We start from the raw sequence: 24343 nt of genomic DNA on the forward strand, positions 1-24343 counted from the left end.
TCTACTAAGTCCAATAAGCTGATTTAATTAATGCCCCATTGCCGCGCCACTGATGTCTTTGGCTGAGTGGTGGATAATTAATTGAGTTTCATAAAGTAAATCAGTCATGTCGACTAAGAAACCTGACTCAATGGCCATCACGCCCACAATTGATAATACAATCGTATAAGGCAACGCCATCCATACCATACGGCCGTACGATAAACGAATAAGCGGTGCTATGGCCGAGGTTAACAAGAACAAGAACGCTGCTTGTCCATTCGGCGTAGCCACAGAAGGTAGGTTAGTACCGGTATTAATTGCCACAGCAAGTAAGTCAAATTGATCTCGAGTGATTTGGCCACTCATCAATGCTGCTTTCACTTCATTAATGTAAACAGTTCCCACAAACACGTTATCACTGACCATAGATAACAAGCCGTTAGCGATGTAAAAAATCACTAACTGCATATTGCCTTCATAACCTAATGCCCATTGGATCACTGGAGCAAACAGTTCCTGGTCAATAATCACACCAACGATGGCAAAAAATACCGCCAATAGCGCAGTGAAAGGTAAAGCTTCTTCAAATGCTTTACCCAAAGAATGTTCGTCGGTTATACCATTAAACGCAGTGGCTAAGATGATGACTGATAAACCAATGAGGCCAACAGAAGCTAGGTGAAGTGCTAAACCAGCAATTAACCAAATACCAATAAGGGCTTGGATAACCAATTTCATTTTATCTTGATTGGTTCTGTGCGAGTCTTCATGAGTGGCGTAATCAGTTAAAATCTTATGTACTGCATCAGGTAATTGTGCACCATAACCAAAGACTTTGAATTTTTCGACAAGAAAACAAGTGAATATACCTGCAACCAATACTGGCATTGTCACTGGCGACATCCGTAAGAAAAACTCACCAAACTGCCAATGGGCTTGGGCCGCAATGATTAAGTTTTGTGGTTCGCCAACCATGGTGCAAACACCACCAAGAGCGGTACCAATGCCTGAATGCATTAATAAATTACGTAAGAATGCTCGGAACGATTCTAATTCTTCATTGTTTAACTGTTCAGTTGTTTCAGATGTATGGTCGTGACCATCATTAAAACTCTTTCCTGAAGCCACTTTGTGGTAGATAGAGTAAAAACCAACGGCAACAGCAATAATAACCGCGATGACCGTTAACGCATCTAAGAACGCAGATAAAAATGCCGACGCAGTACAAAACATCAATGAAACGATGATTTTTGAACGTACTTTGGTAATCATCTTGGTAAATACAAACAGTAACAACTGCTTCATAAAGTAAATACCAGCGACCATGAAGACTAAAAGTAACAATACTTCTAAGTTTGCTTCAATTTCATGTAGAACTTGCGAGGGAGATGTCATGCCAATAAATACGGCTTGAATTGCGAGCAAACCGCCGGGCTGAAGTGGATAACATTTAAGTGCCATTGCTAGAGTGAAAATAAATTCAACGACTAGCACCCATCCAGCGATAAATGGACTGACATAAAAAAACAGCAGGGGATTTATTACTAAAAATGCCAAAATTGCGTATTTGTACCATTTAGGTGAATTGCCTAAAAAGTTTACAAATAGCGCCTGACTTTTGGTTACAGGCATATCAGCCTCTCCGATATTGTTATTGTGGCAGTATTGTTACCATTTTTTGATAGCTTACAATACATCATTATTTTCAAATAGATTTGGGAGAATAGAGGCAACTCAGATTAGAAAACTTGATAAGCATCAATTTTTCGTTAATTGAGTTTAAAATTCAATTCGATTGAACTGAGTATTTTGGCCAATTACTCTCTGTTGAATAAAGATATCTTGTTATAGCAAACAATGTGTTAGCAAAATAGTTTACTCACTAACTACGTATGGCTCTTATTTTCATCGCTAGTGTAGCTTAAAAAAAATCGAATTGTAACGCTGTTATTGTCGTTAGAATTAACACGTAGCGTTAACAAACTAGCTACATCATTATATACTAAACTTAAAGAGTTCTATCAGATAAATTGATGATATGTCGATGATTATAGTGGTTTAATGTGATGAATATTCAATTATTGTTTTTTGCTCAGTTTAGTTGTTTGAAAATCAATCGTAATGAGCGTAGTGATTAAACAATGGTTTTTATTTTCTACCGCTCTGGTATGATCAGTCACAATAGTTTCGCCATTGTTTAGCAATAGGATATGAAGGCTGATGATCATCAATGCCAAAGGGCCAGCGAGTTTTGCCGAGAAATATATTGTTCGTTCCATTTGGGAAAACAAATTTCCACCGGGATCAATTTTACCTGCTGAACGTGAGCTCTCTGAACTTATCGGTGTTACTCGAACAACGTTAAGAGAAGTATTACAACGTCTTGCTCGAGATGGTTGGTTGAAAATTCAACATGGTAAACCTACCCAGGTGAATAATTTTTGGGAAACGTCTGGGTTAAATATTTTAGAAACCATTGCTGATTTAAATCCGGATGGTTTTCCGCTACTTGTCGACCAATTAATGGCTGCTCGTGGTAACGTAAGCAACATTTACTTTCGGGCCTCCATTCGCCACAATCCTGAAAAAGTAGTTGATGTATTAGCGGGTATTCATAGCTTAGAAAATGATGCAGAAGCGTATGCTACATTTGATTATCAATTGCATCATACATTAGCTTTTGCATCAGGTAATCCATTGTATGTATTGATTTTAAATGGTTTCAAAGGTCTTTATAATCGTGTTGGTCGATATTATTTTTCGAGCCAAGAAGCTCGTGAATTAACCATGCGTTTTTATGTCAAACTTGAAAAGTTAGCTAAAGATAAAAATTACTCTGACGTACCAGCATTAATGCGTATCAATGGTATCGAAAGTGGCAAAATGTGGCAAAAATTACGTGATGATTTACCTGCTGAAATGGGTCATGATAAATCCTAGTGAATTAGTGAATTAGTGAATTAGTGAATTAGTGAGTAAAACCTCTCATTTACACTTAAAAAAGAGCCAATCAAATCGATTGGCTCTTTTTTATAGCATAAATCATCTCGTTCAAACCACAGACTGTAAACTAGATAGACTTTATGCTGCCGTTTCTGGACACATTGATAAGGTACTAACAATGCCTAAGTCATCAAGTTGCTCCAAGGTGACATTAAATCCCCATAATCGATGTAAATGCTTTAATACCTCTTGATGGTTGTCTGCCAGCGGGATGCCGTCAAATGGTATGTAGCGTAAGATAATTGACCTGTCACCGTTCACTTGCACTTGTTGTACTTGTATATTGGGCTCAATATTCGACAGATTATATTGTTGTGATAGGGTGTTGCGAATATCTTGGTAACCTTGATCATCATGAATGGCCGATATTGATAGTTGACTGCGTTTTTCATTATCTAAAATACCAAATAGCTTAAAGTCACGAATCACTTTAGGTGATAGATATTGGCTAATAAAACTCTCATCTTTAAAGTGTTTCATGGCAAAGTGAACCGTTGTCAGCCAATCGCTGCCTGCAATGTCTGGAAACCATTTTCGATCTTCTTCAGTGGGGGTTTCGCAGATGCGTCTGATATCGATAAACATTGCAAAACCTAAAGCATAGGGGTTTATGCCACTATAATGTGGACTATTATAGGCAGGTTGAGCGACCACTGCGGTGTGATTTTGCAAGAATTCCAACATGAAACGGTCGGTAACTTTATCGGTATCATATAAGCGATTAAGTATGGTGTAATGCCAAAAAGTTGCCCAGCCTTCGTTCATCACTTGGGTTTGCTTTTGTGGGTAAAAATATTGCGCCATCTTACGTACTATGCGCACCAATTCACGTTGCCAAGGTGCTAATAATGGTGCGTTTTTTTCAATAAAATATAAAATGTTTTCTTGAGGTTCACTGGGGAAAATAGCCGTCGTTTCAGGGGTGTCTGTTTGTGGCGATGTAGGCAGCGTTCGCCATAAGTCATTCACTTGGCTTTGCAGATAATCTTCACGCTCTTGTTGTCTTGCTTGTTCTTCTTTAAGTGATACTTCAGCTGGACGTTTGTAGCGGTCTACACCGTAATTCATTAATGCATGGCAAGAGTCTAAGGTCAGTTCAACTTGCTCTACACCATAACGTAATTCACATTCACGAATATAATTCTTAGCAAAAACTAAATAATCAATAATCGAACTCGCATCGGTCCAGGTGTTAAATAAATAGTTATTTTTAAAAAAACTATTGTGGCCATAACAGGCGTGAGCCATAACCAATGCTTGCATCGTGATGGTATTTTCTTCCATTAAATAGGCGATGCAGGGGTCGGAATTTATCACAATTTCATAAGCTAACCCCATTTGGCCGCGCTTGTAGCCTTGTTCTGTTTGGATAAACCGTTTACCAAATGACCAATGAGTGTAACCAATCGGCATTCCTATCCCTGCATAAGCATCCATCATTTGTTCCGCGGTAATAATTTCAATTTGATTCGGATAAGTATCAAGTTTAAAGAAAGCCGCGGCCTGTTCAATTTCATATTGATATTGTTGCAGTAAATCAAATGTCCACTCGGGACCATCATCTAACGGGTTACGTTTATGTTGAACCATGATAGCCTCCTATATAGCTTGTTTTTTAAAGAGTTCACGGAAAACGGGATAGATATCTTCAACTTGGTGAATATGCTGTACCGCAATATTGTCAAACTGCTGTTGTAACTGTTCATATTGATGCCACAGGGTTTGATGAGCCCGATGACTGATTTCGATGTAACTGAAATAGCGTACTTTGGGCAGAATATGTTTTGCTAATATCTCATGGCAAGTGGGGGAGTCGTCGGACCAATTATCGCCATCAGAAGCTTGAGCTGCATAGATATTCCATTCATTTTCAGGGTAACGAGCTTGTTGTATTTCATGCATCAGTTTTAATGCGCTTGATACTATGGTTCCGCCGGTTTCTTGTGAGTAAAAAAATTCGTGTTCATCGACTTCTTTTGCCTGTGTATGGTGGCGAATATATACCACCTCGAGGTTCTGATAACTGCGGGTCAGAAATAGATACAATAGAATATAAAAACGTTTAGCCATATCTTTGGTAGCTTGATCCATCGAACCTGACACATCCATTAAACAAAACATCACCGCTTGACTAGAAGGGACTTCGCGTTTCGCATAGTTGTTATAGCGTAAATCAAAGGTATCGATAAATGGTACTTTAGCGATTTGCTGCTTGAGCACTGTTATTTGCTCTTTGATGGCTATAATCCGCTCGGCTTGAGCGCCAGGAGTATCTTCTAATACCGCAAGTTCGGCTTCCAATGCCTGTAGTGCTTTCTTTTTCCCGCCGCTCATGGCGATGCGTCTAGCGAGTGATGAACGCAGTGATCTGACAATATTGATATTGGCGGGTACGCCATCATTGGTGAAGCCTGCGCGATAGGTTTGATATTCAACCAATTTATTAAGGCGATTATTCTGTAAGTTTGGCAGTTCGAGATCTTCAAACAACAATGCTAAATATTCATCTTTTGAAATAGTAAATACAAAATCGTCGTCACCTTCGCCACTATTTGAGGCATCGCCTTGACCTGCACCGCCTTGTCCACCTTTAGGCCGTTGAATTTGGTCGCCACGATTAAATTGATCATTGCCAGGATGAACTCTGTCCCTTATTCCACCTTGTCCTTGCCTAAAAACGGGCTCACTGAGATCCCGCTTGGGAATACTAATCTGTTCACCTTTATCAATATCCGTAACACTTCGGCGTGTTACCGCATCACCGACAGCTTTTTTGATTTGTTTTTTATAGCGTTCAATAAAACGCTGCCGATTAACAGTGCTTTTTCCTTTTGCGTTGAGTCGTCTATCAATAAAATTTGCCATACGTCGCTCCCAAGTCTGATTTTTGGTAGCGCCCTAGTCAGCGGCGCTACCAATTATTGGGTGTCTACGATGATTTACGCACTCGTAAATACCATTCTGACAATAGTCTGACTTGTTTTTTGGTGTAACCTTTTTCCATCATGCGATTAACAAAATCATCATGCTTACGCTGATCGTCATTCGATGTTTTGCCGTTAAACGAAATAACGGGCAGCAAATCTTCAGTGTTGGAAAACATTTTTTTCTCAATCACGATGCGTAATTTCTCATAGCTAGTCCACAGAGGATTATTGCCTTCATTATTGGCTCGAGCACGTAAGACGAAGTTAACAATTTCATTGCGGAAATCTTTTGGATTACTGATCCCCGCTGGTTTTTCAATTTTCTCCAATTCAGCATTTAAGGCACCACGATCAAAAAGTTGTCCTGTTTCTGGGTCACGATATTCTTGATCTTGGATCCAAAAATCAGCATAGGTAACATAACGATCGAAAATATTTTGTCCGTATTCAGAATACGACTCAAGGTAAGCGGTTTGGATCTCTTTACCGATAAACTCAACATACTTAGGGATTAAATAACCTTTAAGAAACTCTAAATATTTCTCACTTATATCGTTAGGAAATTGTTCTTGTTCAATTTGCTTTTCCAGTACATAAAATAAGTGGACTGGGTTTGCGGCGATTTCTGCACTGTCAAAATTGAATACTCGTGACAAAATCTTAAATGCAAATCGGGTCGATAGCCCTTGCATGCCTTCATCTACGCCAGCATAGTCACGATATTCTTGGTAGGATTTCGCTTTGGGATCGGTGTCTTTTAAGCTTTCACCGTTATAGACGCGCATTTTAGAATAAATAGACGAGTTTTCGGGCACTTTTAAACGCGATAACACGCTAAATTGTGCCAGGGTTTCTAAGGTCCCAGGAGCACAAGATGCAGTGGATAATTCAGAATTAGCCAATAATTTTTGATAAATTTCCATTTCTTCAGATACCCGCAAACAATAGGGCACTTTGACAATATAGACGCGATCTAAAAACGCTTCGTTATTTTTATTATTCCTAAACGCGGACCATTCTGACTCATTAGAATGGGCCAAAATAATACCGTTATACGGCAAGGCCGATAAGCCTTCAGTACCGTTGTAATTGCCTTCCTGAGTCGCAGTCAATAATGGATGAAGTACCTTAATGGGGGCTTTAAACATTTCAACAAACTCCATCAACCCTTGGTTTGCACGACATAACGCACCTGAGTAAGCATAAGCGTCGGCATCATCTTGTGAAAAATGTTCTAACTGACGAATATCAACTTTACCCACCAAAGCAGAAATATCTTGGTTATTTTCATCTCCGGGTTCTGTTTTAGCAATACCGATTTGATCGAGCACCGATGGATACACTTTTACGACTCTAAATTTTGAGATATCACCACCATATTGGTGTAAACGTTTTACTGTCCATGGTGACATAATCGTTTTGATATAACGACTTGGTATGTTGTATTCGTTTTTGAGTAGTTCACTGTCTTCTTCAGGATCAAACAGACAAAATGGGTGGTCGTTGACAGGACTACGAACGCCATCGGCAGTTAATATGTAAATCGGCACTTGTTGCATTAATGCTTTGAGTTTTTCGGCCAGCGATGATTTACCGCCACCGACAGGGCCTAAGAGATATAATATTTGCTTTGACTCTTCTAAGCCTTGAGCAGAATGTTTCAAGTAGGCCACGATTTGTTCAATCGCATCTTCCATGCCATAGAAATCTTTAAATGCGGGATACTGTGCAATAACACGATTAGAAAAAATTCGACTTAAAATTGGATTTTTTGCTGTGTCAATAATCTGCGGTTCACCAATGGCCATGAGTAACCGTTCGGCAGCAGACACATAGGCACTTCTGTCTTGTTTACAGATATCGAGAAATTGCTCTAAGGTATATTCTTCGTCACGTTTTTTTTCATAGCGTTGTTGATAGTGCTCAAAAATGCCCATAGTAACCCCCTCAAAACGTACAGTTGTATGACGTGAAAAGCCTGAGTGATGAATGCGATGGTCAAGAATGTAATGTTAAATCTGTTAGCGCAATATTAGGCTTTACGACTAAAGTGTAGGACAGGGTAAATAACTTGGCGAAGTTTTAATGAAAAATAAATCAAATAAAAACAATAACAAACAGTAGCATTTGCAATAGTTGCAAACATAGTCTGATGATAGGCAGCGTACTTTAGGCGGATAAAATGACAAAAAAAGGAGCCATAAGGCTCCTTTAGTTTTTGCAGTTAATCGAAATTAAGCAGCAAAATTCTTATTAACAAATTCCCAGTTAACAAGCTGCCAGAAGTGAGCTAAATATTCTGGACGTGCGTTACGGTAATCAACGTAGTAAGCATGTTCCCATACATCTACAGTTAATAGAATCGTAACAGACTCATCTGTTAACGGTGTAGCAGCATTGCTAGTGTTAACAATCGCTAATGAACCATCAGCTTTTTTCACTAACCATGTCCAAGCGCTACCAAAGTTATTTACTGCAGAATCAGTAAATTTAGCTTTGAATTCTTCAAAAGAACCAAAAGAAGCATTGATAGCAGCAGCGATATCGCCAGTTGCTTCGCCGCCAGCATTAGGTGCTAAGCAGTTCCAGTAAAAAGTGTGGTTCCAAACTTGAGCCGCGTTGTTGAACATACCGCCAGTTGAAGTTTTAACAACTTCTTCTAGTGTTTTGCCCGCAAACTCAGTTCCTTCAACTAAACCGTTTAGTTTAACCACATATGTGTTGTGATGCTTACCATAATGGAACTCAATGGTTTCTTGAGAAATGTGTGGTTCAAGTGCGTTCTTTGCATAAGGTAATGCTGGTAATTCGAAGGCCATTAGTATCTCTCCATGGATTCAGGTTATCGTTTTGTTTACCCATCAGGTAACATTGCTCTATTGCTATTGTACTGATTATTTTTGTGATGTGAATCATTGTTTAGGGAATTATGTGGATTGCAGTAATCGATTTTATGGATTTTAGATAAACCCTACAAACTGTGGCATTTTGTTCTTAGTCTAGGTGTCGTACAATAGACATTATGTATTCAGTCGTCGTACTTAGGAAATCAAATGGAAACTGTAGAAAAGATTAAACAGCAAATTACCGAAAACCCAATTATTGTGTACATGAAAGGTTCACCTAAATTACCAAGCTGTGGATTTTCATCTCAAGTTGCTCAAGTGATGATCAACTGTGGTGAACAATTTGCGTTCGTAGATATTTTACAGCATCCAGATATTCGTGCTGAATTACCAAAATTTGCTAACTGGCCAACATTCCCACAATTATGGGTAGAAGGCGAGTTAATTGGTGGCTGTGACATTATCACTGAAATGTTCCAAAAAGGTGAACTTCAACCAATTATTAAAGCAACTGCTGATAAATTCCGTACAGAAGACGCAGCAGAGTAATTGCAGATGATTGAGTGTTTACGCACTCAAAAAAAGCCCCAAAGCGAAAGGCTGTTGGGGCTTTTTATTATTTTTTAAAACTTGTACTTACAAAGCAGTGCTTCTGCATGCGGTTACAGAAAGTTACTTTTCAACCTGTGGCTTTTTCACGGCAGGTAAAATCAAGTTCATCAAAATAGCAACAATACCGCACAAACTTATCCCCGTTAAGCTAAACGAGCCAATACCAAACGCCATTCCGCCAATACCAAACACCAACGTTACCCCGACAATACTCAGATTACGAGGTTCAGATAAATCGACTTGATGACGAATTAAGGTATTTAATCCAACTGCTGCAATCGAGCCAAATAATAAGCACATAATACCGCCCATTACCGGTACTGGTATGGTTTGCATCATGGCACCCAATTTACCGACAAAAGCTAGGGTTATCGCAGTGATGGCTGTCCAGGTCATGATCCGTGGATCAAAACTTTTGGTCAGTGTAACCGCACCGGTTACTTCACTGTAAGTGGTATTAGGCGGACCGCCCAATGCCGACGCTGCTATCGTAGCAATACCATCGCCAGTAAGGGTACGATGTAAACCAGGCTTTTTAAAATAGTCTTTACCCGTCACGTTAGAAATGGCTAAAATATCGCCGATATGTTCAACCGCTGGTGCAATGGCAACTGGGATCATAAATAGAATCGCATGCCAGTTAAATTCTGGGGCGACAAAGTTTGGCATAGCTAACCAAGCCGCTTGAGTAACTGGGGTGAAATCGACAACACCAAAGGCTAAGCTCACACCATAGCCAACCAATATACCCGCCAGAATAGGCATTAGTCGGACCAATCCTTTAGCAAAAATCGCTACGATTATGGTGGTCATTAATGCCGAAAGTGAAATCGTTAGCGCGACATTTTGCTCTACGATGATCAAGCTTCCATCACCACTTTTACCTAATGCCATATTGACGGCTACAGGCGCTAAGCCTAAGCCAATGATCATAATGACTGGGCCGACAACAACCGGAGGTAATAAAGTATGTATAAATCCAGTGCCACGAAGTTTTACTGTTAATCCAAGTAGCATATACACCACGCCAGCAGCCATTAAACCGCCCATGGTGGCAGGAATACCCCATGTTTGTACGCCATATAAAATGGGCGCAATAAAGGCAAAGGAAGAAGCGAGGAATACAGGTACTTGACGTTTAGTGACTAATTGAAACAGTAGGGTACCGAAACCGGCTGTAAATAATGCGACACTGGTGTCTAAACCCGTTAATAACGGCATTAGCACGAGTGCCCCAAAAGCGACAAATAGCATTTGTGCGCCTTGAAGCGGAATTAACACGCGTTTCATATTGTTCTCCATCATTATTTAGAAAGTTAGCGTGTGATTAAACGGCGCGAATTGTCACATAAAAGCGATAATATGCATAACAACTTTGAGGACGCTGTAGCGATTATTGTTATTTGATATGGCTACAATACTGGGTCAATTTGGCGGCAGTAAAAAAGAGTTTTCGTTATCCATTACTCGATAGAATTTTATTATGATATAATTTGTTCACTTATATTTGCTGCGTTTATGTTATCAGATGCTGAAAAAACTAATTAATCTCATTACGTTACCACTAATTGCGTTAACCTCGATTACGCTTGTGCATGCTGCTGAAGTGAGCAAGCTTGATGAAGCCGATATTACGGTAGCTTCACGCGCAAACGATGTGAAAAATAACGCCCTTAAAGAGGCATTAGCTGCCGTTTTCTTAAAAAACTCTGGTCTGCCGAGTGTAGTATTAAACCCATTGGTAAAAGACCAAATTAATAACCCAGAAGTCATTTTGACTCAATACGGTTATTATGAGAAAAATGGTGAACTCATGCTCAAAGCCAGCTTTGACCATCAACGGGTTATTTCAACGTTACGTCAAGCCGGTTTACCTGTTTGGGGCAGTCAACGACCATTAACCTTGTTATGGATGTCGGTTGATGAAAATAATGAACCGTCTATTTTAGCTGATGCTTCTTCAGCCGATATTCGATCAGAGTTGGCTCAAGAGTCTAATAATAAAGGCATTCCGTTATTGCTGCCTATTATGGATTTGGATGATGTGATGCAAGTGAGTATCACTGATGTACGTGGAATGTTTACTGATGTGTTAGCTAATGCATCTACCCGTTATCAAGCTGATTACTTCGCTATTGCCAATTTGGATACTCAAAGCAGTAACGTTCATTTCACCATCAAATTATTTGATAAAAATAGAACTAATGGTGTACTACAGCCGTTAATTTCACAACAGGGTGAAGCGACGGATTATCAACAAGCCACGAAGCGAATGATGAACATTCTGGCCGATTATTATATTAGCCAGTTTGCCATAGCCTCGACAGGCAGTGATGTAGCTACCCAAGTCAGCTTTACTGGGTTAAACAACATGACTCAAGTGGTAAATATTGAAACCTATCTTCGTCAGCTTAGTGCGGTGAAATCCCTGAAACTTAGTCAGTTTAAGGGTGAAGCAGCCACTTATACGATAGAATTGTTTAGCAGTGTAGATGATTTGCAACGATTGCTTAATATTGATAGTCGGTTATCAAAATTAGATACCGTTGGCAGTGTGGAGTCATTTTATGAGTCTAAGGCCGACAATTCTACGCCTAAATTACTTTATCAATGGTTGGGCCAATAAGTATTATCAAAAGGTGCGCTGTACACTTTAATTGTACAGCGTGAAATGCTATACCGAGGTGATCTTTATGTGCAGGATTCTTGCTGATACTCGCATAATTGACGGATTTAGGTATAATAACGTTAGTTAGTTTATGATTTTGAGACCTATCTGAGTGACACAAAACTCACCAAGACAATTATCTTTACCCGTTTATCTACCTGACGATGAAACCTTTCAGAGTTATTATCCTGCTTCGGGTAATGATGAGTTGATCCAGAAACTTCAAGCTAGCGCTGAAGGCAATCTAGCGTCTTCTTTGTATGTATATGGCCCAGAAAAATCAGGCCGCACGCATTTAATGCATGCAGCTTGTGCCCTTGCCAATGACCTAGAACGCCGCACTCTCTATATCCCATTAGGCATTCATGCCAGTATTTCACCGGCATTATTTGAGGGCCTAGAATCTCTGGAATTGATTTGTATTGATGATATAGAAGCCATAGCGGGTCATCCTGTATGGGAAGAAGCTATTTTTCATCTATATAATCGTATAGCTGAGCAACAAGATTGCCGTTTAATAGTTAGCGGAAAGGCATCACCTTCTGAAACGGGGTTTTTATTGCCAGATTTGGTTTCTCGTATGCAATGGGGATTAATCTATCAATTACAACCAATGGCAGACGATGAAAAGCTCGTGGCCTTGCAGCGCCGAGCGGCAATGCGTGGTTTGCAGTTGTCTGATGAAGTAGGGCGCTTTTTACTGACGCGAATGGCGCGTGATTTACGCACCTTGTTTGATGTACTCGATAAACTCGATAAAGCTTCTATGGTACATCAGCGTAAACTGACTATTCCGTTTATAAAAGAGATGTTGAGACTTTAATACCTTAGGTTTTAATTCTTTAGGCAAAAATTATCGTCATCAGTCTACGCAATTACACAATAAAAAACGCCAAATGAATTCATTTGGCGTTTTTTATTGTGTGAGTCAATGGTTTATTGCTTCACGTGATCACTGCCACTAAATTGCAATGGTCTAGTCTCAGCAGTGTTTTTTTCAGTTTGTGATGAGATTTTCTGTGGTGATTTTGATGGATCAGTTGTTAGCACCAAGTTTTGTGCCCAGGTTTGGCCTTTAACTAACGCTACTGGTGCAGGTAAACCGTCCATCACTTGGCTAACATCAACTTCAGGCAGTATTTGGCTCAAGACGTAGCTAGCGCGATCGTATAACTCAGGTTGACCGACTCGGCCGCGTTGGCCCCATTCAACCACAATCGTCGAGCTCGTCTCAATTTCTGGTTTGTCAGTAATGGCGATATCACGCAAAATACCATATCGATGGCTCATCATCACTTCTTCAAACAACATGGCAACATCTTCTCGTGTTGATGAATAAGCATAATCATCGTTGGCGAGGTCACTTGAGAAAAATAGCGCTACATCACTTGGAGTATAGGCTTTTTGGGTGTTATTTGCATTTTCACCAGAGTATTGAACGCTAGCAAGAGCGTACATTTCAGTACTGGTTAATGGATAGCGGATGTTAAGTTGGTCTGATGTCATCTCTTTACCATCAAAACGACGATTAAATTCGTCTTTTAAAGTAGGGCCTTGAATATTGGCATGCATGTTTTGTGGATAAAAATCATTTGCATGAGCCAGTTCATGATACAAGAGCCTGGCTAGGTTAGAAGACATATTCTCCATGGTACGGTTAGTACGGTTGCCTATTTCTATATATTGACCAGCATAATCGTTGTTTTTGACATAACGATATGGCGAGAGGTAATTTAGATCTTCACCAAAGTTGCTGCGATAATCAGGGGTTTCATTAATCGTATCTCGCTGAGCAGAAGTCTGCCATAGAAATTCAGGGTCTAGATATACTGCACCTAGGTAGCCAGAATAATAGGCTGGTCTGATATCGTAACTGATGACGACAGCCGTCACTGATTGCAACAATTCTACAAAGTCATTATGTGTTTGTGCGCGTAAATAGGCTTCAAAGTTTGCCCCCATCCAGTCGTGCGACACAAGTACTCTGTCCATAATAGTATCAATCGGATCTGGCTTAGTATCTTGGCTAATAAAGGGCAGCTCGTTAAGAATATTACATTGATTGACTAGTTGGTTCGAGTAAACACAATAGGCCAGATTATTAGCATATGGTGAGTTAGGCTTGTAAGGGTGCATTCGTGCAATGGGGTAGCTGAAGTAGGCGTCTGATGGGGCGTTTTTTTCTTTGGTTACGAGTAAATTGACGTCATCACTAATGGTTTGGCCATCAAATGTGGCAGTGGCTTTAAGACTGAATAATTGATCGGTATCGACGTTTGGCGCAACAAAAAGTGGCCTATTTATGTCACTCAAATCCACGTTGGTAAAGGCTTTATTATTAGTACTCGGATACATGCACCAACTAATATTTTCAGGTACTTGGCCGTTTATATTCTGTATACGTAAACTCGCATCAGTTCTATTCACCATTTGATGATCGCTATTAATGCGTAAAATATTGTCATTAGAATCGGCAGTAATTGATATCGTTTCTTCAATGTTGATATTACCGCCAGAGACAGTCACCTTAAAAGCGTAATCTTGGTTACTTGTGGGTGTGAATGCTAACACTTGGCTATTAACTGCAGCTAGTTCAAGACTGGGTCCTGATATCTGCTGCCACAAAAATGATTTGCCAATAGTGTCTTGTTCATTAAGGTTGGCAATAATGCTGCCAGGCTTGTCTTTGGCATAATGCTGTTCAAGGGTAAAAGTCAATTGAGAGTTTGTGTCGGTAATTGAATAAGTTAAACTTTCACTGCAGATTTCGAAAGTGGATGAGGTAGGCACACCTTGATCGTTATTGTCTGAATCTCCTCCGCAGGCGCTAACTAATATGGCACTGGCTAAAAGGCTATAGATCCCTAAATTTTGCGATAACTTCATTAAGCGATTCCATGTCTATTTTATTATTATTTAACAATACATTTTTATAACATCTTGTTTGCAAAATAATGTAGCACGCTGTTTTGTATAAATGCAACTAACAAAAAAGCGCCCGAAGGCGCTTAGTGAGGCAACAAAAATGAAGTTTGTTTATTGTTGTTCAGACTTTTTCTTCAACCCTAATCCCAGTTCTCGGCCGCGTTTACGAGCATAGAATGGAAAACTCACCAACAAGACACAAATCAATACCGATTCAATCAGTGCAAATACCAGCGCATCAGTGGTGACATAAGCAAGGGTTAAGCCATGTAATAAGTATACACACAGAATAAAACTGGCCCATGCATATGTATATGGGTTACCGGTTAAGATGCCTTTAAGCGGAAACAGTAAAGGTACAATCCATATTAAGCTGAATCCTAGCGAGTAGGTGCCTTTCATGCCTTGTTGAATAAACCAGCCGCTGAGCAGCAGGAGTAATGCAAGGTAACCAATTCTACTTAGTTGAAACAAGGTTTGTGAAGTCATTATTTTACTCGTTAAAGAATAGACAAAACATTTTCTGGTGGACGACCAATGGCTGCTTTGTTGTTGGCTAGCACGATAGGACGTTCAATTAATTTAGGTGTTGCTACCATTGCAGCGATGAGCTGATCTTCCGATAACGATGTGTCAGCCAAATTTTGAGCTTTATATTCGTCTTCTTTAGTGCGCATAAGCTGGCGAGCTGTTAAACCAAGTTGTTGCAAAATAGTCTGAATTTCAGCGGCTGTAGGTGGCGTCTTTAAGTATTCAACGACAGTGACATCTACTGCATTAGCTTGCAACAATGCGAGCGTCTCACGGCTTTTTGAACAGCGAGGGTTATGGTATATCGTTGTTTTGGTGGTTGTCATTGTCATAGTCCGTCATTAAAAAATGGCAAACAATAAGTAGATTTATTGTTTGCCATTATTCTATCAAAGAATAGCTTGTAAGGTTAGATTATCGCGGCTATTTTAATTCTTCCATTGCCCTATCTGCTTGTCTGAATTGTCTTATTCTTGCTTCAATTCGTGCCATTTGTAGGTTTTGGCCATCAGAATAGCGATATGCATAATTGAGTTGGTCAATTGCACCTTTGTAGTTAGCCGATAAGGCCATGAGTTCAGCATTGCTATAATACTCAAGTGCTTTATTGTCTAGCTTACGATATGCATCAGCCATAATTTGATACGGCAGCATATTTTGCTTATCGAAAAATATCAGTTCTTCTAACAGCGGGATAGCTTTTTTAGGCTGATCTGCCTGAACATAAATATTGGCTAAGTTAGCGTTGACCACTTGTGAGGTCGGTTTTAATTTCCGTTGAGCTTCTAATAATGCTATTGCACCTGCAAAATCTTTTTTCTGATCTAATAAATCTGTTTTGGTGTCGATGTAGAACAGATTATTGTCATCTTGTTTTAGTAAATCATCAATGATCACTTCAGCTTGTGCAAATTTTTCTAAACGGAAAAGCGCTAAAGCTTTGCCATAGAGCGCGGCCTGTTTAAACGAATACTCGTTCTTTTTGAGTTGTTGATCAAACAAAGATAACGCGGCATCATCACTAAAACTTGAAAAGCGTACTTGGATACGCGCTTTAGCTAGCTGAAAGTTAAGGCTGTTAGGGACATTACTTTTAGGGTACTGAGCCGCGCGGTTACGTGCCTCGGTAATACGTGATTCTGGCAATGGATGCGTCAACAACATTTGCGGCGGTGTTGTGGTAAAACGATAACGAATTGCCAGTTGACCAAAAAATGTAGCGGCAGCATTAGGATCAAATCCGGCATCGACAAGAATTTGCATTCCAATACGATCAGCTTCTTTTTCATGTAAGCGGGTATAGTTAATTTTAGATTGTGTTGCTAAGGCCTGAGTGGTTGCTAAGGCTGCCATACCGGCTTGTGGTGCAGCAATCGTTAATAAAATAGCCCCTAACATTCCCACAATTGTGGCAGTTGAGCTTTTTTGTTGTGCCTCAAGAGATCGTGCTAAATGGCGTTGAGTGACGTGGGTAATTTCGTGGGCTAATACCGATGCAAGTTCACTTTCGTTGTCGGCATTTAAAAATAACCCCGTATGTACGCCAACATGACCACCAAAAAACGCAAACGCGTTGATTTCATCATTGCGGAGTAAAAAGAAATAAAATGGTGTCTTTACCCCCGTGGCATTAGCAACCAGCTTGTTACCCAGTTCAGATAAATATTGGGTTAACACTGGATCACTGAGTACCGGTGCCGATGAACGAATAACGCGCATATAAGCGTCTCCGTAGACAGTTTCTTTTTCTAAACTAAAAGTATTGACCGCTGCGGTACCTAGATCTGGAAGATCATTATTGGCAAAACTGTGGCCAATACTGGCAGCAAAAAGCACACTAATAGCGCTAGCAGCCAGTGATTTTGAAAAGGTCGATAATGATAATTTACTCAAGCGGAACCTTTAATGATGATTGAATCGAAAATTTAAGCTTAACCAGCAAGTTTGCTTAAGTTACATTGCTTGTGGTTTATTGTACAAGCTAGGATAATAGCCCTAGATTGTTTAAAGCAAGTTGATAATGATTTTAATTGATTTAACACCCTATGTTTGTCCTTATCCTTTAGTAAAAGTGAAACTTTTACTAAAACAGATGGATGTGGATGAAAAATTACATGTACTCTTATCTGACCCTGGTTCACGCCGAGATGTTCCCTTGTTGATAAAAAAAATGGGTTTTGGTATTGAAATCATTGCTGATCAACCGCATTGTTTGTCATTTATCATCACCAAAACAAATTGATATTGTTTATATAAAAGGTTTTTCAATGCTGGAAATTTTAACTGATTGGTACAAAACCCGTTTTAGTGATCCACAAGCCATAACGTTAATGTTTATTATTATTGGGATTGGTCTTGCATTGTACTTCGGTTCTGGATTGCTTGCGCCTTTGCTGGTTGCTTTGGTGTTAGCGTTTTTACTGGAGTGGCCGGTAGCACAAATGTCGCGACTGGGTATAAGCCGAACCGCTGCGGCAACAATCGTGTTGGTGGTATTTTTAGGGGTGATGATTATTTTGATGTTTGGTTTGGTGCCCAGTATTTGGCGTCAAGGGGTGTCATTGGTTACTGATTTACCCTCAATGATTGATAAGGGCATGCTAATTGTGCGCGAGTTTAGCGCTGATTACCCGCAGTTTGTGAGTGCATCACAACTTGATTCGATGATGGAAGAAATTAATAAGATGCTTGATACACAGCACCTTATTGATTTAGGGAAACAAATTTTAGGTTATTCTGCGTCATTATTAGTATTAATGGTGTACGCCATTTTAGTGCCATTGTTGGTATTTTTCTTTTTAAAAGACAAAGACTTTTTATTAAACGGCAGCAAACGATTTTTCCCGTCTAACCGTGGTCTAGCGAGAAAAGTTTGGTTTGAAATGGACCAACAAATCTTTAATTATATTCGTGGTAAAGTGATTGAAATTGTTATTGTTGGCGTAGCCAGTTATATCTTTTTTGCTATCATGGGGCTGCGTTACTCAGCACTACTAGGTGTATTGACAGGCTTGTCGGTATTGATCCCATATGTTGGCGCTACTTTGGTTACATTGCCGATTGCATTAGTCGCATTTTTTCAATGGGGTTTTAGTGCTGAGTTTGGTTACTTAATGTTAGGTTATGGGATTATTCAGGCGCTAGATGGCAATGTATTGGTACCGCTATTGTTTTCTGATGCGGTTGATCTACACCCGGTTGTGATTATTGCCGCCGTGTTAGTCTTTGGGGGCTTATGGGGCGTTTGGGGAGTCTTTTTTGCCATACCACTAGCATCGCTAGTAAAAGCAGTCATTAATGCTTGGCCTAATAACCAAGAGCAACAACGAGTCACACTTGACAGTGAGTAACACTTGCCTGTGGTATTAAAACATCAGTATAGCAACAGAGCCGTTGGATACATTAAGCTAACCCCATTATGAGGTTAGCTTTTTTATTATTAGCTTAAGTTGCGCCATATAGAGGTTATGACTAATGGAAATACAGATATAAAATAACTGCTAGGCAAATAACAACGATTAAGAACGAGAAGATAGGCCAACATGGGCGTTTTGCTATTTGCAACCCACTAAATTATAGATAGGCTCATTTTATAGATAGGTACATTGAGCATTATAACGTTTTGTCTTTGCTGTCTTTGCTGCCGTTGTCTTTCTCGTCTGAAGGTTCTTCAGTCAGTTTTTGTTCAGATTCTGGTGAACTGGTTTCTTTTTCAGGATTTTGCTCTCGGTCTTTATGTTCACCAAATTGAGGCATTTTAAATTTGGCAGAATATTTCAACACCGCAATGTTACTTGCAATAACGCCGATGACTAAAATGATAATTAGCCAAACTTCATAACCTTCTAGACTCATTGGAAACTCCTTTTAACCTGCAATTTTATAGCTGATGTTGTTAAGACAACACCAGCTATAAGCATATATGTTTGGTTAGTCGACGGCTAAACGTAGTTCACATTTGCGAATATCTTCAGGGGTATCGACTTCTGGAGAGTCAAATGCGCTGATAGCAATTTTAATTTTGTGGCCGTATTCGAGTGCGCGTAGCTGTTCTAATTTTTCGAGATCTTCAAGTCTACCTAAAGGTAACTTAGCAAAGGCATTCACAAAACGCTTAGTGTAGCCATAAACACCTAAATGCTTGTAAACCGGATAGTCATTGGTATCGCGACCAAAGGGGATACGAGAGCGAGAGAAATACAATGCATTATGGTCATTATCAAATACCATTTTAACGTGCATAGGGTCGTCTAATTCTCTTTTATCGACGATTTCAAATCCTAATGTCGCCATTTCGAATTCACCAGGGTGACGTTCAAATAGACTTATGATTTGTTCGATTGAGATAGGATCAATCAGCGGTTGATCGCCTTGTAAATTAATCACTAAATCGTCATCGTTAAGACCAAGCAATGCAATGGCATCATTAATACGGTCGGTACCAGAGGCGGCATCAGGGCTGGTCATTACGACTTTACCACCAAAGGATTCAACGGCATCTTTAATGCGGTCGTCATCTGTAGCAACATAGATGCTATCGAGGCCTTTTGCTAATGATGCACGTTCATAAACGTGTTGGATCATGGGTTTACCATTAATCGGGGCTAGCGGCTTGCCCGGGAAACGGCTTGAACCATAACGTGCCGGGATTAATAGAGTAACTTTCATTAATATGACCTACTTGTGGTTGTGACAATAATATAGACAATAAATAAAAGGGCTCATAAGAGCCCTTTATGACTTAATCTGTCGTTTATTATATACGACGGAATAACTTAGTCAGCATTTCATCGGTAACTTTCTCTTCCCAGCCTTTACCGTACACGTTGTCCCAAAGTGGACCCATGCTCTTAGTCACGGCAACCATCTTAGCGATAGTTTCATCTGGCAAATCTTTACAGATGTTTTTAGGCAGAGTGATGTTATGAATTTTCATCATTTTACGGAATTCAGTCACACCTTCTGGATAGAATTCTTCCAGCACGTCAAAGGCTAAACAGTTACCAATACCGTGGTGATAACCCAGTACATAACCTAAACCGTAAGATACCGCATGACATGCACCGACTTGGCTATAAGCAATGCTCATACCGCCCATGTATGACGCCATCATTAACTTGTCGTCTTTTTCTGCGTGGTCGTCTAAGAACACTTGACGACATAAATCCATTGATTTTTCGGCAAATGCTTTAGCAAACTCGTTGAGGTATGTGCCTTGTAATGATTCTACACAATGGATAAAACAATCCATACCAGTATAGAACCACTGATCAGTCGGAACCCCTGCAATTAATTCAGAGTCCATGATGATTTGATCAAACACGGTGTAATCCGAGTTTAAACCTAGCTTACGAACGGGTCCGCACAATACTGCAGTACGTGATGCTTCAGCACCCGTGCCAGACACTGTTGGAATACCTATATGATGTATTGCAGGATTTTTAATTAAATCCCAACCTTGGTATTCAGAAGAACTACCAGGGTTAGTGAGCATTAGTGATACGGCTTTGGCTAAGTCCATCGTTGAACCGCCGCCTAAACCGACTACGCTCACTGGTAACTTAGTGTTAAATGCGTTAACTTGCGCCGTTAACGCATCAACTTGTTCAGTTGTTGGCTCATCATCTACGTTTACGTAAATCAGTAGGTCGTGCGCTTGAGTTGGCACGCGGTCAGCTAGCGGTTTACCTTGATGTACATCATCGACAAGGAAAACGACAAAATCGTTAGCATCTTGGCGTTCTTGACCTAGTACAACATCAAGTTGCACAAATGAACCACGGCCAAAGATCATTTTTGGTACACATTTAAAATTTTTAAAACTCATTACAACAGTCTCCATTGAGATAAGTACTGTAAAAAGTGCTCTGAGCCATCACTGACCGAGAGGCATCAATGCTAGGCAAAAGCGCGTTTGATATTTTCAATACGTTCAGCTATTTGCTCATCAGTCCAAGACAACTTGATCAACATCGAAATCGTTCGGCTCATGATAGCGTCAGATTTAGGTGTCAGCACTTTAGTGTAGTCAGGGCGATCAGCGATTAGCATAATAGGTAATGCGGCAGGTGCTTTAAGTTCTTGGATGTGTTTCCAATTTTTAAGGTAATGCCAGTTGTTAACATACCAGTAAAAACAACCATCAACTTTGTTGACAGCCAGCTTTTTATTAATTTCTTGAGTGCGTTCTTCTGTTGGCATCATAAATGTTAAGAAGCCTGCAGAATCGCCGTCTGGATCTGGAATTTCACGGAAGGTGATTTCAGCAATAGATGCCATAGCATCTTTAATGGTTTTCTTATTTTTACGCTGAATAGCAATGATTTTATCAAGCTTACGTAATTGTGCTAAACCCATTGCTGCATTCATTTCTGAAATTCGGAAATTCAAACCCATAATTGGGTGTGATTCTGCACCACGATCATTACCAACATGGTCATGACCGTGATCTGAAAACATGTGTGAGTGGTTATAAATTTCGCTATTGTTAGTGACAATCGCGCCGCCTTCACCACAGGTGATGGTTTTAACTGAGTCAAATGAATAACAACCTACATCACCGATGGTGCCCAATGCTTGGCCTTTATAACTGCCACCGATGGCTTGACATGCATCTTCTAAAATCACCAAGTTATGCTTTTTACACACCGCTTTGATTTCGTCCATCTTCGCCATAGAACCACACATATGAACAAGGTTAATAGCCTTGGTACGTGGTGTGATGACAGCTTCAATACCTTCTGGAGATAAACATAATGTTTCGTCAATTTCAGCAAAAATAGGGACAGCACCGGCCATAAACACGGCTTCAACAGAGGCTACGAAGGTAAATGGAGGCACAATAACTTCATCGCCAGCACCAATGCCCGCTGCTGCCATTGCAGTTTGTAATGCAGCAGTACCGCTTGATACTAAATGAGCGTGTTTCACGTTCATTTTTTCGCAAAGTAGTTGCTCCATGTCGCGGGTTTTCCAGCGATCATTACGCATATGGTCGAAGTTATAACGGAAGGTAAAACCGTTCTCCATTACGTCAGTAACTTCCTGCTTTTCTTCAGGACCAAATAATTCAAAACCAGGCATGGAAATCATCTCCTAAAAATTCTGCGCATAGTAGCGCTAAATAAACTGGATGATTATAACGTTCTTCAGTGGTGGTTCGCGACTTTTATTGCATATTTTTAATAACAATAAACAAAGGCCTGCTAAATAACAGGCCTATTAAAAGTGTAAATGGAGATAGAAGGCAAGGTTAAGCTAAATTGCGCCCATGAAGACGGTCGATTGTCACGTCTAAATCTGTGAGTAATCCGTTATTAATTCCGTAAATCCAACCATGTATTGCAACATCTTGGCCACGATCCCATGCTTCTTGAACTATGTTGGTCGACACAACATTTGACACTTGTTCCATCACATTAAGCTCACACAGGCGATCAAAACGCCCTTGTTCACTCATCGATTCAAGAGCATCCTCGTGAATACGATAAATGTCACGTAAATGTCCGAGCCAATTGTCAATCAGGCCCAGTCGCTCTTTATTCATTGCCGCACGAACACCACCACAGCCATAATGCCCAACGACCATGATGTGCTTTACTTTTAGTACATCGACAGCATATTGCAGCACTGATAAACAATTTAAATCTGTGTGAATGACCATATTAGCGATGTTACGGTGAACAAACACTTCACCGGGTAATAAGTCGATAATCTGATTAGAAGGCACTCGGCTATCTGAGCAACCAATCCATAAGTATTCTGGGTTTTGTTGTTTTGCCAGTTGCGCAAAAAAGGTAGGATCTTCTTTATTGATCCGTTCAGCCCAACGGCGATTATTATCAAATAATGGTTTAAGAAGTTTCATGAGCGCTCGAATTAGGTCGTTTTTTACCGGTAAGGTATTACAGGTAATATGTCATTTTGTAATGAGTATATCAGCAATGCCGACGGATCTGGTCTATCCATTGAGGTGATTAATTAAAATTAACTTTACTCAAAAAATCAACAAGATGCTGATTAAAAATGGCTGGTTTTTCGATGTTAGCTAAGTGACCAGCTTGTTCAATGTGCAATAATTGACTGCCATCAATACAGTCATGCATTAAATAACTTTCCAGTGCGGTACGCAAATAACCACTTAATCCTACGGCCACCAAAGTCGGTAATGTTAATAACTCAACCGATTCGAGTGTGTCACGTTTGAATATGGCCATATTGGCAAATTTAAGTAACGCAGTAAGTTGGGCGCCAGAGTAAGACGTTAATTCAGCGCTAAATTGTGCAACAATATTAGCTAGATTGGGGTCTTGGTTGACCAATTGCTCAATCTCTTTACTAAAATATAATGTGCTAATGGTTTGTGCAAGGTCTGCTGATATAGCTTGGTCGTTGGCAACTTGAGCCATTAACCCTTGGTATTTAACGCAATTAACTTGCGGTTCAAATCCCACAAAACTGTTTAACATCACCAAGCCATTAATGCGAGCCGGTGCATGTAATATAAGCTCTGCCGCAATTGCACCGCCACTACCATGACCTACGATGGCGGCAGAGTTGATTTCAAGCTTATCCATTAACGTTAATACGTTTTGGGCCACATCTTGTAAATTTTCAACAGATTCTGGGATAGTGGTTGTTTGACCATGGCCCCAAAAGTCGATGGCAATACATCGATACTGTGATGACAGTTGGTCAATTTGCGATCGCCACATAGTGCTATTGGTGAGTAAGCCATGACAAAAAAGAACAACAGGTCCATGTCCTTCATCTAAGTAATACAGTGGTTGATTATCAATTTCTATGTGATGCAGTAAAGTGGACATAACAAACTCATTCAAAGAGGAAAT

Annotated in this window: 22 protein-coding genes; 6 read left to right on the plus strand and 16 right to left on the minus strand. The window is 40.0% G+C overall.

Annotated features, from left to right (window positions below; all coding sequences use genetic code 11):
* Positions 1 to 27: 27 nt before the first annotated feature.
* A complete protein-coding gene (gene nhaB, locus AAEY99_RS02165) occupies positions 28 to 1614 on the minus strand; it encodes a sodium/proton antiporter NhaB (RefSeq protein WP_101087585.1) in 1587 nt (528 codons plus the stop codon).
* 588 nt (positions 1615 to 2202) lie between these two features.
* On the opposite strand from nhaB, the gene fadR reads away from it, so the two are divergent.
* Positions 2203 to 2922 (plus strand): fatty acid metabolism transcriptional regulator FadR, encoded by a 720-nt coding sequence (gene fadR, locus AAEY99_RS02170; protein WP_101087586.1) that lies wholly within the window; start codon positions 2203 to 2205, stop codon positions 2920 to 2922.
* A gap of 141 nt (positions 2923 to 3063) precedes the next feature.
* Here the strand turns inward: fadR and AAEY99_RS02175 are convergent, their stop codons facing one another.
* From AAEY99_RS02175 to sodB, 4 genes are all read right to left on the minus strand, one after another.
* Positions 3064 to 4575 carry a SpoVR family protein gene (locus tag AAEY99_RS02175; protein WP_182743671.1) on the minus strand — a complete coding sequence of 504 codons (1512 nt, stop codon included), beginning with the start codon at positions 4573 to 4575 and terminating at the stop codon, positions 3064 to 3066.
* 9 nt (positions 4576 to 4584) lie between these two features.
* Entirely contained in the window at positions 4585 to 5850 is a 1266-nt protein-coding gene (locus AAEY99_RS02180; protein ID WP_182743670.1) for a YeaH/YhbH family protein, read from the minus strand.
* Positions 5851 to 5914: 64 nt separating this feature from the next.
* Complete coding sequence (locus tag AAEY99_RS02185; protein ID WP_182743669.1) at positions 5915 to 7849, minus strand: PrkA family serine protein kinase; 1935 nt, start codon at positions 7847 to 7849, stop codon at positions 5915 to 5917.
* 297 nt (positions 7850 to 8146) lie between these two features.
* Positions 8147 to 8731: a superoxide dismutase [Fe] gene (gene sodB, locus AAEY99_RS02190; RefSeq protein ID WP_011637213.1), complete on the minus strand. Its 585-nt coding sequence runs from the start codon at positions 8729 to 8731 to the stop codon at positions 8147 to 8149.
* Between the two features lie 234 nt (positions 8732 to 8965).
* On the opposite strand from sodB, the gene grxD reads away from it, so the two are divergent.
* A complete protein-coding gene (gene grxD / locus AAEY99_RS02195; protein ID WP_101087590.1) occupies positions 8966 to 9307 on the plus strand; it encodes a Grx4 family monothiol glutaredoxin in 342 nt (113 codons plus the stop codon).
* Between the two features lie 123 nt (positions 9308 to 9430).
* On the opposite strand, the gene AAEY99_RS02200 is transcribed toward grxD, so the two are convergent.
* Positions 9431 to 10660, minus strand: coding sequence for a uracil-xanthine permease family protein (locus AAEY99_RS02200; protein ID WP_101087591.1), 1230 nt, complete (start codon positions 10658 to 10660; stop codon positions 9431 to 9433).
* A gap of 238 nt (positions 10661 to 10898) precedes the next feature.
* On the opposite strand from AAEY99_RS02200, the gene AAEY99_RS02205 reads away from it, so the two are divergent.
* Together AAEY99_RS02205 and hda are read left to right on the plus strand one after the other, a co-directional pair.
* Positions 10899 to 11996: a DUF2066 domain-containing protein gene (locus AAEY99_RS02205; protein ID WP_101087592.1), complete on the plus strand. Its 1098-nt coding sequence runs from the start codon at positions 10899 to 10901 to the stop codon at positions 11994 to 11996.
* Positions 11997 to 12150: 154 nt separating this feature from the next.
* On the plus strand, positions 12151 to 12861 hold the full coding sequence (hda, locus tag AAEY99_RS02210) for a DnaA inactivator Hda (protein WP_059745344.1): 711 nt from the start codon (positions 12151 to 12153) through the stop codon (positions 12859 to 12861).
* Positions 12862 to 12974: 113 nt separating this feature from the next.
* Here the strand turns inward: hda and AAEY99_RS02215 are convergent, their stop codons facing one another.
* The 4 genes from AAEY99_RS02215 to bepA form a co-directional block, all read right to left on the minus strand.
* Positions 12975 to 14924 carry a hypothetical protein gene (locus AAEY99_RS02215; protein WP_351008900.1) on the minus strand — a complete coding sequence of 650 codons (1950 nt, stop codon included), beginning with the start codon at positions 14922 to 14924 and terminating at the stop codon, positions 12975 to 12977.
* A 150-nt stretch (positions 14925 to 15074) separates the two neighbouring features.
* Positions 15075 to 15452, minus strand: a complete 378-nt coding sequence (locus AAEY99_RS02220) for a DUF2069 domain-containing protein (RefSeq protein WP_351008903.1) — start codon at positions 15450 to 15452, stop codon at positions 15075 to 15077.
* An 11-nt stretch (positions 15453 to 15463) separates the two neighbouring features.
* Positions 15464 to 15820, minus strand: coding sequence for an arsenate reductase (glutaredoxin) (arsC, locus tag AAEY99_RS02225; protein WP_101087594.1), 357 nt, complete (start codon positions 15818 to 15820; stop codon positions 15464 to 15466).
* Positions 15821 to 15917: 97 nt separating this feature from the next.
* A complete protein-coding gene (gene bepA / locus AAEY99_RS02230; protein ID WP_350999264.1) occupies positions 15918 to 17351 on the minus strand; it encodes a beta-barrel assembly-enhancing protease in 1434 nt (477 codons plus the stop codon).
* A 163-nt stretch (positions 17352 to 17514) separates the two neighbouring features.
* On the opposite strand from bepA, the gene AAEY99_RS02235 reads away from it, so the two are divergent.
* Together AAEY99_RS02235 and AAEY99_RS02240 are read left to right on the plus strand one after the other, a co-directional pair.
* Positions 17515 to 17736, plus strand: a complete 222-nt coding sequence (locus AAEY99_RS02235; protein WP_162022940.1) for a sulfurtransferase TusA family protein — start codon at positions 17515 to 17517, stop codon at positions 17734 to 17736.
* A gap of 25 nt (positions 17737 to 17761) precedes the next feature.
* Positions 17762 to 18844 carry an AI-2E family transporter gene (locus AAEY99_RS02240; RefSeq protein ID WP_101087597.1) on the plus strand — a complete coding sequence of 361 codons (1083 nt, stop codon included), beginning with the start codon at positions 17762 to 17764 and terminating at the stop codon, positions 18842 to 18844.
* Positions 18845 to 19106: 262 nt separating this feature from the next.
* Here the strand turns inward: AAEY99_RS02240 and AAEY99_RS02245 are convergent, their stop codons facing one another.
* The 6 genes from AAEY99_RS02245 to AAEY99_RS02270 all read right to left on the minus strand — a co-directional run bounded on the left by AAEY99_RS02245 (position 19107) and on the right by AAEY99_RS02270 (position 24319).
* Positions 19107 to 19349 (minus strand): DUF2897 family protein, encoded by a 243-nt coding sequence (locus tag AAEY99_RS02245; RefSeq protein WP_182743665.1) that lies wholly within the window; start codon positions 19347 to 19349, stop codon positions 19107 to 19109.
* Between the two features lie 75 nt (positions 19350 to 19424).
* The gene (gene kdsB / locus AAEY99_RS02250; RefSeq protein ID WP_101087599.1) at positions 19425 to 20162 is read right to left on the minus strand and encodes an 8-amino-3,8-dideoxy-manno-octulosonate cytidylyltransferase KdsB; all 738 of its coding nucleotides are present in this window, start codon (positions 20160 to 20162) and stop codon (positions 19425 to 19427) included.
* An 88-nt stretch (positions 20163 to 20250) separates the two neighbouring features.
* The gene (gene kdnB, locus AAEY99_RS02255) at positions 20251 to 21321 is read right to left on the minus strand and encodes a 3-deoxy-alpha-D-manno-octulosonate 8-oxidase KdnB (RefSeq protein WP_101087600.1); all 1071 of its coding nucleotides are present in this window, start codon (positions 21319 to 21321) and stop codon (positions 20251 to 20253) included.
* A gap of 71 nt (positions 21322 to 21392) precedes the next feature.
* Positions 21393 to 22577 carry an 8-amino-3,8-dideoxy-alpha-D-manno-octulosonate transaminase KdnA gene (gene kdnA, locus AAEY99_RS02260; RefSeq protein WP_351008906.1) on the minus strand — a complete coding sequence of 395 codons (1185 nt, stop codon included), beginning with the start codon at positions 22575 to 22577 and terminating at the stop codon, positions 21393 to 21395.
* Positions 22578 to 22746: 169 nt separating this feature from the next.
* On the minus strand, positions 22747 to 23361 hold the full coding sequence (gene can / locus AAEY99_RS02265) for a carbonate dehydratase (RefSeq protein WP_101087601.1): 615 nt from the start codon (positions 23359 to 23361) through the stop codon (positions 22747 to 22749).
* Positions 23362 to 23470: 109 nt separating this feature from the next.
* Positions 23471 to 24319 (minus strand): alpha/beta fold hydrolase, encoded by an 849-nt coding sequence (locus tag AAEY99_RS02270; RefSeq protein WP_351008907.1) that lies wholly within the window; start codon positions 24317 to 24319, stop codon positions 23471 to 23473.
* Positions 24320 to 24343: the final 24 nt, after the last annotated feature.

Source organism: Shewanella sp. S1-58-MNA-CIBAN-0166 (assembly GCF_040310085.1).
Classification (GTDB): domain Bacteria; phylum Pseudomonadota; class Gammaproteobacteria; order Enterobacterales; family Shewanellaceae; genus Shewanella.